Origin of the sequence: Actimicrobium antarcticum (assembly GCF_039536745.1) — a bacterium.
GTDB lineage: Bacteria > Pseudomonadota > Gammaproteobacteria > Burkholderiales > Burkholderiaceae_D > Actimicrobium > Actimicrobium antarcticum.
This window is the reverse complement of record NZ_BAAAZE010000016.1, coordinates 92,394-105,473: the sequence shown is the minus strand read 5'-3', so window position 1 is coordinate 105,473 and position 13,080 is coordinate 92,394. Positions and strand designations below refer to the sequence as shown.

Sequence of the window (13,080 nt, the reverse complement as noted above, 5' to 3'; positions counted from 1 at the left end):
GACAGAGCCGAATGACGCTGAATAACCTTACTTGTCTTTTTTCGGACGCCCTGCTTTCAGCGGTGCCAAGGCTGCGATGGCAGCCTTGAGCCTGGTCAGCTCCATATTCCGGACCAGCATCACGCCGAGTCGCAACAATTCGCTTTTCTTGACTTCGAAGCCTGCCTTCAAACAGGCTTTCTTGACTTCACCGAGCGCGGCATATTCGATTTGCGGCATGGTGAAACTGTCGCGGACCAGCTTCTCTTTTTTTGATTTTTCACGAACGACGCCAGCAGGGCTGGCTGCCGGCGCAGCAGCGGGCGCAGGAGCTGGTGCGGCAATTGGTGCTTTACGCGCCACCGGTTTCGCTTTCACCGCTGGCTTGACTTCCGCCTTTACCGCACTGGCGGGAGACGCAACGACTGGTGCAGGTGCAACGACCTTGGCAATGACTGCCGCCTTGGCGGCGGGCGCTTTTGCTGTCACGGCAGTCGTGTTGGCCGGCTTTTTTGCCGGCGCTTTTTGTGATGGTGTGGTGGCCATATTTTTTCCCTCGCTTATAATCGTATAAACAATATAAATCGTTTTATTTTTTTCTGCAAGAAATCGACCTAGCTGATGTGCCGGATCCCGACATCGATGCCGACCTCGTGCCAGGATTCGCGCTCTTTTTCGAGCCAGTACAACAGCGTCGGATGCTGATCAATCAGGTCGCGCCGCAGCTCGATGTCGATGCGTGTCTTCATCTTCAGCCGCAGATAGCCGGGCTCGATACCGATCCGGGCATGCATCAGCATTACCGCCAGACGCAGCGCCAGAACAGCCTTGGCAAAGTCAGCGTCGCTTAACGCATCGTTGAGCTTGCGCAAATTACCTTTCTGGCCAAGGATCAGCGTACTCATCGTGCGCTGCTCGCGGGTCGTGAAGCCCGGCAGGTCGCCATGCTCGATCATGTAGGCCGCATGCTTGTGGTAACCACTGTGCGAGATGGCAATCCCGATCTCATGCAGCAGACCGCTCCAGAACAGGGGCTTGATATAGGTGTCACCGGCAGGCTTGAGCTGGGCGTACAGCGAGCTGGCCACCTCGGCGACCTGACCGGCACGCAATTCGTCGGCCTGGAACCGCTGCAGGAAAGCCCGCACCGATTGGTCTCGCCGATCGCGTCGGGTACCGCGCAGTTGCAGATCCCACAGCACGCCCATGCGCAAGCCAGCTTCAATTGGCGCGAGTAGCTCGACGCCGAGTTCTTCCATCAGCCCGATCAGGATCGCCAGCCCGCCGACCATGACGGCGGCGCGTTCCGGCTTCATGCCGGACAGCTCGATCCGGCTGACTTGTCCGGCATCGATGAAACGTGACTTCAGCGCGTGCAGTCCGGCGATGGACAAGCGACCGTCGCCGAGCGCGTTGCGGGCGATCACCTCGGCAATCACCCGGATCGTGCCGGATGAGCCGTACGCAACATTCCAGAAGTGCGGACGGTACGGCGGCGCGGCATCTTCGAACACCGACCGCGCTGACAGGATCGCCGCATCGTACGACGCCGCATCGATGCGCCCTTCCGGAAAAAACGTCTGGCTTTGCATTACCGTTCCGATACCGAACGATTCGACCCGTTCGATCTCGTTGCCGTGGCCGAGTATCAGCTCGGTCGAACCGCCACCGATGTCGATCACCAACCGGCGCTCATGTTCGATATCGAGTGAACTGGCCACACCGAGATAGATCAGACGCCCCTCCTCTTCGCCCGAAATGATCTCGATCGGATGGCGCATGGCCTTTTCCAGTAGCGGCAAAAATTGTGCGGCGTTCTTTGCGATCCGCATGGTGTTTGTCGCCACCACGCGGACCTCGGTCAACGGATACGCACTCAGGATGTCGGCGAATCGCGCCAGACAAGCCAGCGCCGATTGCATCGCGGCCTCGGTCAGGTTGCCGCGACTATCCAGGCCGGCGCCCAATCGAATCGGTTCGCGTGCCGACTTGACGATGCGGATGGCGCCTTCTTCGTGACGACCGATATGCAGACGAAAACTATTCGATCCCAAATCCACTGCAGCGAACATGCAATTTCTCTTTCCATGATTGATGACACAACTGACTCGCCAAGAGTGTAAGGGATAGGAATTGATATAAACAATATTGCGAATTAATTTTTCCGCACGCGCCGGGCCGAGTTTGCCGTGAATGAACGATAGCGCCTTGCCGTGACGACATCATGACGGCACTCACGTACACTGCGGGCAGACGGCGTGTCGGACAACGTCGCAGTGAATGCGACGCCGCACGGTGCGCGCTTGCGATCTCTGTTACCAGCAAAATTCAACAAAATTCCACAGGATTCCCATGACCGACAAAAAGACCATCCTCGTTACCGGTGCGGCAGGCTTCATCGGTTCACACACCTGCGTCGAACTGCTCGCTGCCGGTTTCGATGTCGTTGCACTCGACAATCTGTGCAACAGTTCATCGATTTCTCTTGAGCGCGTTCGCCAGATTGCGGGAAGGCCGGTCGACTTTCGGCAAGGCGATGTACGCGACCGCGCCGCTCTCGCCGCGATTTTCAGCTCGGTGCATATCGATGCCGTCATCCATTTTGCCGGCTTGAAAGCGGTCGGGGAATCGGTCGCGAAACCGCTGATGTATTTTGACAATAACGTCGGTGGCACCGTCATTTTGCTGGAAGAAATGCAACGAGCGGGCGTACCGGTGTTCGTGTTCAGTTCCTCGGCCACAGTCTATGGCGATCCGGAAAGCGTGCCGATCCGCGAAGACGCGCGCCTGAACACCACCAATCCCTATGGCAGCTCGAAACTGATGGTCGAGCAGTTGCTGGCGGATCTGGCAAAGTCGGATCCATCCTGGGCGATAGGCGTGCTGCGCTATTTCAATCCGGTCGGCGCCCACGTCAGTGGCCTGATCGGCGAAGACCCGCGCGGTATCCCGAATAATTTGATGCCGTACGTGGCACAGGTTGCTGTCAGACGCCTGAAACAGCTCTCCGTCTACGGTGATGACTATCCGACTGCCGACGGTACTGGCGTGCGCGATTACATCCATGTCGTCGACCTGGCGATCGGACATGTTGCCGCGCTACGGCATCTGTTCGATCGCCAGCAGGGATTTACGGTGAACCTGGGTACAGGTATTGGCTATAGCGTGCTCGACATCGTGCGGGCGTTCGAACAAGCCAGTGGACAACCGGTGCCGTACAGCATTGCAGCGCGTCGTCCCGGCGATATTGCCCAGTGCTTTTCCGATGCCAGCAAGGCGAAAGAACTGCTGGGCTGGACGGCAGAGCGAGGAATCGCCCAGATGTGTGCCGATCACTGGCGTTGGCAGAGCAATAATCCGCAAGGCTTCGCGGAATAAAATTATCTGTCCGCGCGTCGTGGATATCCTTCGGCGATGATGCGCAGCCAGACACGATCTTTTTCTGGCTGGCTCATGAAAACCCATTGCGCGACTTCCGCCACAGTGCGGCCACAACCCCGGCAGACATCATCGAAGGTGGTAGAGCAAACGGCAACGCAAGGTGTGTCTGGACGGATCGGTGGGGTCATGGGCGCGGGAGGCATGGAAGGCATCCGGAATTATCTATCTCCGGCACCCTCCCGGTCCAGCACGTTCAATAATGGGATCGGGTATCGCTGAACTGCGTCAGTTTGTTGAAGTCGCGCTGCATCTCCAGCATTTGCTCGGCACGCACCAGCCGAACCAGACTGTTGAGGGCCTCGCGGTAACGCGCCCGATAGGGCTCCGAATTATTCTGATCATGTGCGACCGCAACCATTATTTCAATGACATCGAACGAGTTAAGTAATTTGGTGGTCATAAGAACTCCATGAAATGTGGCGAGCGTGATTGTGTTTTAGATAATCCTTACCCCAGTAAGTCGCCCCCGCAAGGACGATAGTTCCATGTCGAATACATAACAAATGACGCATCAGCAGCGGCGGCCGATTTCCTGCGAGACCAAAAATAGTTACCATAAGTAATAATTAACCATGCAATACTGGTGTGCACTGAGGTTCGCGCAGGTCAGCCGACTTCGCATGAAAGCTGTTGAGGATATGAATGGATATTGCGCATCTGCGTTTTTTGGTGGTTCAGGACGATGCCGTGCAGCGGCAATGGCTCAGTTCACTGTTAGGAAACCTCGGTGCCGTCAATGTGACGGGCACAGTTGACAGTCAAATGGCATTGCGGATGTTCAAGGATCAGTCGCAACAGATTGATGTCGGCGTGATCGACATGCACATGCCGGGTATGGATGGCATGGAAATGATCCGCCACATGGCCAAAATGAATAGCAATACCGCGGTCATCATGTCCGGTGCCGTCGACCCCACGCTACTGTTTTCGGTAGAAACGCTGACGAAGGCGTATGGCATCAATCTGATCGGATTTCTCCAGCAACCGGTGGAGGAAGACACCATCGCAGCGCTGCTTGAACGGTACATGTTGCGCTGCAAGCGAGACGCCCACTCGGCACACGAGAACAGCCCCGCGGCTCCCGACTTCAGTATCAATGAGGTTTTGCTGGCCCTCGAAAGCGGCCAGATCGTGCCCTGGTTCCAGCCCAAGGTCGACCTCGACAGTGGACGCGTGAGTGGTGTTGAAGCCTTCGCCCGCTGGGTGCATCCGATCCACGGCGTTATTTTGCCGGCCAAATTCATTCCTCTGCTCGAACAACATCATCAGCTTGATCGTCTCACTGCCACGATGATCGATCAGTCGGCGGCAGCTTGCAGAAGCTGGCACGACACGGGCTTCCTGATTTCGGTATCGATCAACCTCGGTTCGACGCTGCTGAGCGATCCGCAAGCCGCCGACACGATTGCCGACCAGGTAGCGGCACATCGCCTGGATGCACCCTTCGTAATCTTTGAAATTACGGAATCCGCCCTCACCGAGGAGACTCCGGCAGGACTTGAGAACATGTTGCGCTTGCGCATGAAGGGTTTCGAGCTCTCGGTGGATGATTACGGCACCGGCAATACCAGCATGCAGCAACTGCTGCGAATTCCGTTCTCCGAATTGAAAATCGACAGATCGTTCGTCGCCGGCGCAACCGAAAATACGGAACTCGGCATCGTACTGAGTGCCTCACTGGACTTGGCGCGCAAGCTGGAACGCAACTCGGTCGCGGTCGGCATCGAAACCCGCGAAGAGTGGAATTTACTCAAAAAAATGGGTTGCACTTACGGTCAGGGCTTCTATATCGCAAAACCCATGGACGCCACCGCACTGCCAAACTGGATGCGTGAATGGTCTCAATTTTTTTAATGTCGTTGTTCAATTTCGTACATTACCCGACTCCCGCATGAAAATCGTTCCTCCCCCTGTTCCTGAAAACCCTCGCTCACAACGCATTGCCCTCGTACTTCAGGGCGGCGGCGCACTCGGTGCCTACCAGGCTGGCATTTACCAGGCTCTCGACGAACACGACCTGACGCCCGACTGGGTAGTGGGCACCTCGATCGGGGCGATCAATGCGGCCATCATTGCCGGGAATGAGCAGCCGATGCGCATCCCGCGACTGCGTGAATTCTGGGAGCGCATCTCGCATCGGGACAATGTCGACCTGAACCAGGTCACCGACGAAGCCCGCCGGCTCAATACCGTGGTGGCCACGATGGATGCGATGGTGCGCGGCGTACCGGGTTTTTTTGCACCACGTCCGTTCAGCCTGTTCCCGATGGGGCTGGCAGTCGAACCGGAATTTGCCAGTTTTTATGACACCAGCGAACTCGCCAGCACCCTCGGCGAACTGGTCGATTTCGATTATCTGAATTCGCGCAAGCGCATGCGCCTGACGGTCAATGCGCTCAAAGTCACCAGCGGTGAACTGGTCAGTTTCGACAATGCACACCAGCGACTTGGCGTCGAGCACATCATGGCCAGTGGCGCACTACCCCCGGGGTTTGCTCCCATCCGCGTGGACGGCGAGCTGTACTGGGATGGCGGCTTGTATTCGAACACGCCGCTCGATACCGTGCTCGATGATGAACCGCGCACCAATACCCTGTGTTTCATGGTCGATCTGTGGAGTGCCAATGGCCCCGAACCGACCACGCTGGACCAGGTCCAGACGCGCCAGAAAGACGTCATGTTCGCCTCGCGCTCGCAGCAATACATCAATGAATACCTGAAGCTGCACAACCTGCGCCGCACGCTGCATGCGCTGCACGAAAAGATGCCCGGGCATCTGAAAACCGCCAGCGACATTCAGGAACTGGCAGCCCTCGGCTGCAACACCACGATGCATATCGTGCGCCTGCCTTACGCCGGGCGCGACTGGCACATGGCATCCAAGGACATCAACTTTTCCAGGGGCTCGATTGAATGGCGCTGGGAACAAGGCTACAAGGATGCGTTGCGGGCAATCGGGTCAAAAGGCTGGCTCAACGAAGTCGCCGATGGTGTCGGCGTCGTGGTGCATGAATTGCCACCGTATGACAACTCACCGTTGAAGGCGGTCGCAAAATAATCCACCGGTGCCATGCACTAGTCGAACAGCACGTTATAAAACAGCGACACGGCGCTGCGTGCGCCCGCTTCGGCTTCCAGCGTCAGTTTCGGTGTCAGCGTGTACCGGAAATGCAGCACGCTATTGGCACTTTCCAGTCCCTGCTCGTAACTGACATACAGCCGTGCAGAAATCTGCTTGCCGACGGTGACGATGCGCTGCTGCAGACTGTCGCTGCTTTTTCCGACACTGAAATTTTCCAGGCCAAACGCCGACGCCAGTTGCGACTGCACACCGGCCGCCGCACCCTGCGACAGCAGCGAAGAAGCAGCCGCCTGTAACGCACCAGCATCACCGCTACCGGCACTGGCCAGCGGGCGTCCCAACACCAGCCAGGATAATTTGTCGGCGTCGCTGACGGTCGGCTCGGACACCAGCGTGACGCGTGGCACCAGCACCGTGCCGCGCACCGCGACACCGGCTTCGACATCGACATTGGCGCCGACCGTACTGCGCCGCATCGCCACGATATCCAGCGACGGATTATTGAGCGGTCCGTTGAAGCGCAACACACCCTGCTCGATCGCCAGCTTGCGGCCGTAGGCGCTGTACGTGCCTTGCGCGATGTTGAGCGTGCCCTGCCCGCGCAGTGCTTCATTGCCGCTGGCGAGAATGCGCATGTCGCCGGTGAGCAGCGCATCCAGGCCGCGACCGCGCAGCGCCACGCCCTGGCCCAGGTCGATGCTGACATCGATCGCTGCGGCCACCCGCTGGCCGGATTTGCGGGTGCTGCCCACGATCACGACATCGTCCGACAACGCCGGTGCATCGGCGCGACCCAGGTCGAAACTGCCCGAGTCGACCTTGAACGCACCGGTCACGCTGGCGCGCTGATCGCGCCAGCCGATTTCGCTCGTGCCACTGAGCACCAGCTTGCGATCGCTGCGATTGAATACAGGGAACTGATCGGCCTTCAGGCTGATTTGCGCCTCCGGCAAACCGGCTGTCAGATTGATCGGGCCCGTTGCGTTCAAGGTGCCACCACCGCTTTCAAAACGCAGCTTGCGCACCACCAGCCGCTCGCCCTCGAACGTACTGTCGAGCACGCCCTTGCGCAAATCGATGCCCTGGTCGGACAGGAATACGCGCAAATCGCTACCGGTAATGCGCCCGCCAAAACGTGGTTGCGCGATGGTGCCACTGATGGCGATGTCGCTTTGCAGGCTGCCCTCGGTGACCATTGCCGCGGTGATGATCGGACCGGCCCAGTTCAGCGAGGGGATTGCGATCGTCGCTGTCGCCTTCAGCGGCGAGTTTGCCGGCAGCGTGTAGCGCTCGGCGCCGCGTCCGGCCACCGCGCTGCCTGACACATCGATGTGTCCGAGCTGTTTGCCCTCCACTTTCAGACGCGCACTCAGACGTCCGTCCACCGCGTCGATGACCGCGTCGAGCTGGCTCAGGCCCAGCGCCACCGGCGCATTGCCGCGCATGGTCAGGTCACCCATTTCGCGCCGGACCCGGACACTGCCACTGATTGCCTCGGCAATCGTCAGGTTCCACTCGCCACCGAGCTGCAGGTCGGAGGCGATCGGCGGCGCGGGCTGTTGCAAGGCCAGCAGCGACGCCACCTCCAGTTGCGTGAAGCGGCCACGCGTAACGATGCCGGTCGCGTCGCGCAGGAACTGCTCGACGGTGAGCGTCGTGCCTTGCACCTTCAAACGGAAATTATCCAGCGTGACCTTCTCCTGCGACAGCGACAGCGCCGCCGGTGCCAGCAGCTTCACGACATACTGGCCGCTGCCTTCGAGGCTGTCGACACTGCCCTGCCAGCGCGCATCGGGCCGCAACGACTTCAGGCCGCCGCGGGCAGTTACGCGCAGGGTTTGCGCCGGATCGATCATGCTTGCGCTCAGTGCATGCTGGCCGGTGGTGCCATTGGCGGTGATCGATACCTTGTCCGCACGCAGGCCCGTCGCATCGATGCCGGTGGCGTCGATCGCGATGGCCAGTGGCGCATCGGCACGGGTGGCAAACTCGACGTGGGCAGTCAGTCCCGCCAGCTTTTGCGTCGCCGTATTGACGCCGCTGGCGGTGGCATCGATGACGGCCTGATCCAGCGAAAACGCTTGCTCCGGATTGATGCGCAGGGCAGCTTTTCCTTGCAGGCTGGCGACCTGCAGTGCGCCCGGCAGGCGCAGGTTGGTGGCTTGCCATTGCGCAGTCAGGTCGGGGTTACGGATCTTGCCACGCAGGGTACCGCTGGCTGTCAGCGCGCCACCAAACAGGGGACCCAACTGGTCGAGCTTCGGCGCCTCCAGCGTGAACGCCAGTGCCGATCCGGCGTCGGCCAGTTCGCCCTGTACCGTCAGGCGGTTGTCGCCGGCCACCAGCAACAGATTCGGAACCTTGAGTACATCGGCCCGCAAGCGGGCTTCGCCTTCTCCACGCAATGGCCGGCCAGCCACGACGCTATCGACCAGCCGGAACACCAGATCCGCGCTCAGTTGCGGCGCACGTGCGCCCGACAGCGTGAAATCGCCGGTCAGTTCCAGCGCGGGCATTTGCGCGAACTGCCCCAGATCCTGCAAGCGCATGCGGCTGGCCTTGCCCGTAACACGGAACGCCTGCGTCCCGGCCAAAGCCAGTTCGCCAGTCGCACTCAGGCGACCATCGGCCAGTTGCAATTGCGCGCGGTCGATCGCCAGTGCGGCATCGGCCACGGTGGCGTGAGCCGACAGGCGCAAGGTGTTGCGGCCAGCCGGCTCGCTCAGGTCGATGGTCAGTTCCTGCTTGCCGCCGGCACTCAGGACACCAACATTGCCACTGAGACTGGTCGGATTGATGCGCTTGTCGAGGCGCTGGCCGTTGAGTTTGTCGACCACCAGTGCCAGCGTCAGCGCACCCTGCGCGAACGTGCCGTCACCGCGCAGCGATCCGGCTGGCAGCTGGTCCGAGCCCAGCGCCAGGTCGATCTTGCCGAACGTAATCCGTCCGTCTTGCTGCGTGAAATCGATCAGCAAGTCGCGCAGTGGCAAGCGAGCCGCGTCCAGCGTTCCGGCCTGCACATTGCGCACGGTAAGCTGACCGCTGCCGACATCGGCTGCCAGCAGCGCGATATCGAGCGACGTAGTCGGCAATGTCGACTGCAGTGCCGACAGATCGAGCGCCTTCGCCAGCAGTGTCGTGCGTCCCAGTGGCTTGTCGGAAAACGGCCGCAACACCGTCTCGCCGGTGACGCGCGCCTGATTGATGGTCAGGTCCAGCGCCGCGACCAACTCGGCCAGAGAACCGGACAGATCGACCCGACCGCTGGCACCGATGACATGTTGGTCGAGTGTCGCCTGTGCCCCGCTGGAGATGCGTGCCTGCAGGGCATACGGACTGATCGCCGACAAGGTGGCCTGGCCACTGAAGTTACCGCTCAGTGCGGAGGTGTTTTCACTTGCGCCTGTACCGACACGCGCGTCCAGCCGATCCAGTTGCAGCAAATAGCGCGCACCGTCGAAATCGAGCTTGAAGCCAAAGCCGCCCAGTCGCACAAGACTGACCGGCCCCTTGCGCAGTTCGCCGCCATCCACCTGCACCTGATCCATCTGCAGGTCGAACGGCAAGGCAATGCGCGCCGGCAGCATCACTGGTTCGTCGGGCCGGTCGATCTTGCTGGTGATGTCGATACTGGCCAGTCGCAGCCTGTTGACATGCAGCCGGCCATTGAGCAAGGCGCGCGGTTGCCAATCCAGTCGCAGATCGTTGAGGGTGACGGTCTGACCCAGGCCGTCATGTCGAACCCTGGCGATGCGCAGTGGTCCGAGCAGGCGACCTTGCACGCCCTCGATCTGCAATCCCGGCACCTGCAGCAGTTGCGTCAGCAACAGGCGCGCACCGATTTCGGTGCCAACCAATGCGCCGACGAGCACCACGAGCAGCGACAGCAGGCCCGCCACCAGCATCAGGACAAGTTGCCAGCGTTTCAGGTGCACGGGAACCGGTGCCGGATCAGAAGCCATAGCCGATGGAGAAATGCAGACGCGGTTGTCGGGTCTCGTGCGCATACGCCAGGTCGAGGTTGACCGGACCGATCGGGCTGCGCCAGCGCGCGCCCACCCCGGTACCCATCACCACCTTGAAGTCGCGCCACGAATCGGCCGCATTGCCAGCATCGTTGAACACCGCAGCGCCCCACTGCGGCGTAAGCTGGTAGACCAGTTCGGTACTGAGCAGCGCCATCACGCGACCACCAACTACCGCATTGTTCTCGGATACGCCCAGACTGTTGTAGCCGTAGCCGCGCACCGTCTGGTCGCCACCGGTGCGAAACAGCAGATCGCCCGGCACGCTGTCACGACTGGCACCAAAGACTTGCCCGATCTGCGCCCGCACCACCGTCTTCCACTGCCGGGTCCAGGGTTCGAGCCAGGTCACCCGACCCAGCACCCGCACCAGACTTTGTTCCGTCATCAGGCCGCGCACGCCGACACCAAGTTCAATCGCCGCCACATAACCGCGCCGCGGATCAAGCAGGTTATCAACGCGACGGCGTGTGTAGGCATGGGTGGCGATCAGCGCGTGCCGGTTATTGGCGATGTTGCCATCAATGCGCTGATTCTCGACCAGATAGGAAACGCCAATGGCTTGTTCGTTGTTTTTGTCAGGGCTGGTCAGGCGCGCGTCAGTGCGCAATCGGTCGCTGATTTCACCGGAAATATCGGTGCGCTCGAACCGGCCACCGACGCTGGGCGTCCAGCCATTGCTGATAGGCGGCAGCGTGACCTCGGCCGCCAGCAGTGGCGTGCTGCGATCAATCCGCAGCTCCGATTCGAGGCGCCAGTCGCGCGACAGGAAATTCCGGTCAAGAAACTTGGCCTGCAAGCGTGGCCCGGTGTCGGTCGAAAAACCACCACCCAATGACAGCCGGCGACGCTGGTTCTCGGTGACATCGACGCGTACCGGCACCGTCAGCGGCTGTTCCGGATTGACGTCGATGGTGGCGAAGACCGACTTGAAATACCCGCTGTCCTGCAGCCGCGCCTGCAATTCGTTGAGCCGGTCTTGCGAATAGGGTTCATTGGGTTGCAGCGGATTGAGCACATCGATGCGGCTGCGCGGATAGCGTTTCAGACCCTGCACTTGCAGCGGACCAAACGTAAAAGCAGGACCGGAATCGGCTTCGACGGTCAAGGTAGCGGTATGTCGCTGCGGGTCGATGCGTGCTTCGCTCTGTGGCAGGCTGGCCGCCGGATAGTCGCGGCTGAGCAGGTTCTTGAGCAGGTTTCCCTTGGCGTTATCCCAGTCGCCCTGGCGAAAGATGGCGCCTTTGGCGAGCGACCACTGCCGTCGCAGGATGGCACTGCGCCGCGCGTTGACATCGTTGTCCTCGGCGATGGCCCCGGCGAATTGGATATCGACGGCATCCACCACGGTCGGCTGGCCCGGGTCGACCTCGATGCGCACCAGCGGACGGGTGCCGGTGGTGATGATTTCCTGCCGAATGGCCGGTGCAAAATAACCCTCGGTAGCGAGCAATTCGCGGACCTGCTGTGGCGCAGCGCCAGCCAGCCGCTGGAGTTCGTCAGGCGCGATGTCGGCGTCGCTCGCATGCTGGCGAATATCGAGGAAGTCGTTGAGTAACCGGGTCAGCGGACCTGCACCAGTGATCTCGAGCGTATAAGCAGCCGAGGACGATTGTGCCATTGCAGGTTGCGCAGCCTGCAGACACAGTGACGCCAGCACGCAGCAAAAGAGGACGCATCGTGATGTGACAGGAACCCGCAAAAGGGGATGAAACAGTAAATGGTTAGGCAAACGAATCGGGCTCGGTAAGGGTATTTCGCCACATTGTAGTGTCTAACAGGTATTCGCTGTTTCGATAATTTTCTGCGTGATTTCGCTATGGAAACACAGCCCGACTCATGCTGCGTGCTTGGACCTTGTTCGAGACAGTGACGAGCCTGGTGCGTGCAGTCAATGGAGTCCGGGGCTTCGCTGCATTCAAGAATCATGGCGACGGGTCGAACTGGAATACATGGTAACGATGGCACGGGCCGACGACTATGAGGAAAATGGCGCGTAACAGCGAAAGCTTAACTTTCTTGTTCGTAATCTGTAAGCACACGCCTGTTTAACTGACCAAGCGATACTCGCGTATCGGTGACCTCTGGCCCTTTGCTTTCGAAACATGCACGATTCAGTTAAATACCCATTCAGAATTATTTTTCCATGTAGGAGTGTCACGATGAATCAACGCGTAATGGTATCTGCTACCGCCACTGTACTGATGGTTTTATCCATGACGTCATTACCCGCTGTGGCCAAGAAAAATACATACGTTGACATTACTAAAATCGCTCAAAATGACTGAGCCGTTATTTTGGGAGTAATTTTCTGTGTGGATCAATCTAGGGTGGTTACATAGACAAAATGAAATGGAAATACCTGTCGAATGGCACATGCAAAGACCGACAGGATCTGACGCTGGACGACGCCGCGAAAACCCGACGCCGCCCCCCGATGGGCAAGGCTGGCAGCATTCTCATGATGTCAACCGGAAGGAATACTGCCGTGCAATTGATTCTCTGTAAGGGTATTCCAAGATGTTTTTTTGGGCCCGGGTGTGGGCCTGGCCA

The 13,080-nt window shown here is 59.6% G+C and carries 10 protein-coding genes; 4 read left to right on the top strand and 6 right to left on the bottom strand.

Features of this window, described 5'->3' with window-relative positions; all coding sequences use genetic code 11:
• Window positions 1-27 precede the first annotated feature (27 nt).
• Entirely contained in the window at window positions 28-525 is a 498-nt protein-coding gene (locus ABD720_RS18705; RefSeq protein WP_344765687.1) for a hypothetical protein, read from the bottom strand.
• 68 nt (window positions 526-593) lie between these two features.
• Entirely contained in the window at window positions 594-2,051 is a 1,458-nt protein-coding gene (locus ABD720_RS18700) for a Ppx/GppA phosphatase family protein (RefSeq protein WP_344765685.1), read from the bottom strand.
• A 280-nt stretch (window positions 2,052-2,331) separates the two neighbouring features.
• Here ABD720_RS18700 and galE point away from each other — a divergent pair, with 280 nt between their 5' ends.
• Complete coding sequence (gene galE / locus ABD720_RS18695; RefSeq protein ID WP_344765683.1) at window positions 2,332-3,357, top strand: UDP-glucose 4-epimerase GalE; 1,026 nt, start codon at window positions 2,332-2,334, stop codon at window positions 3,355-3,357.
• A 2-nt stretch (window positions 3,358-3,359) separates the two neighbouring features.
• On the opposite strand, the gene ABD720_RS18690 is transcribed toward galE, so the two are convergent.
• Both ABD720_RS18690 and ABD720_RS18685 read right to left on the bottom strand, forming a co-directional pair.
• Complete coding sequence (locus tag ABD720_RS18690; RefSeq protein ID WP_344765682.1) at window positions 3,360-3,548, bottom strand: DUF1289 domain-containing protein; 189 nt, start codon at window positions 3,546-3,548, stop codon at window positions 3,360-3,362.
• A gap of 65 nt (window positions 3,549-3,613) precedes the next feature.
• Window positions 3,614-3,820 carry a hypothetical protein gene (locus tag ABD720_RS18685; protein ID WP_344765680.1) on the bottom strand — a complete coding sequence of 69 codons (207 nt, stop codon included), beginning with the start codon at window positions 3,818-3,820 and terminating at the stop codon, window positions 3,614-3,616.
• 242 nt (window positions 3,821-4,062) lie between these two features.
• On the opposite strand from ABD720_RS18685, the gene ABD720_RS18680 reads away from it, so the two are divergent.
• On the top strand, window positions 4,063-5,274 hold the full coding sequence (locus ABD720_RS18680) for an EAL domain-containing response regulator (protein ID WP_344765679.1): 1,212 nt from the start codon (window positions 4,063-4,065) through the stop codon (window positions 5,272-5,274).
• A 37-nt stretch (window positions 5,275-5,311) separates the two neighbouring features.
• On the top strand, window positions 5,312-6,478 hold the full coding sequence (locus ABD720_RS18675) for a patatin-like phospholipase family protein (protein ID WP_344765677.1): 1,167 nt from the start codon (window positions 5,312-5,314) through the stop codon (window positions 6,476-6,478).
• 17 nt (window positions 6,479-6,495) lie between these two features.
• Here the strand turns inward: ABD720_RS18675 and ABD720_RS18670 are convergent, their stop codons facing one another.
• A complete protein-coding gene (locus ABD720_RS18670; protein WP_344765675.1) occupies window positions 6,496-10,464 on the bottom strand; it encodes a translocation/assembly module TamB domain-containing protein in 3,969 nt (1,322 codons plus the stop codon).
• The gene (locus ABD720_RS18665) at window positions 10,454-12,148 is read right to left on the bottom strand and encodes an autotransporter assembly complex protein TamA (RefSeq protein WP_344765674.1); all 1,695 of its coding nucleotides are present in this window, start codon (window positions 12,146-12,148) and stop codon (window positions 10,454-10,456) included. Before ABD720_RS18665 ends, ABD720_RS18670 begins: the two co-directional genes overlap by 11 nt.
• A 541-nt stretch (window positions 12,149-12,689) precedes the next feature.
• Here ABD720_RS18665 and ABD720_RS18660 point away from each other — a divergent pair.
• Window positions 12,690-12,815 carry a hypothetical protein gene (locus ABD720_RS18660; protein ID WP_344765672.1) on the top strand — a complete coding sequence of 42 codons (126 nt, stop codon included), beginning with the start codon at window positions 12,690-12,692 and terminating at the stop codon, window positions 12,813-12,815.
• Window positions 12,816-13,080 lie beyond the last annotated feature (265 nt).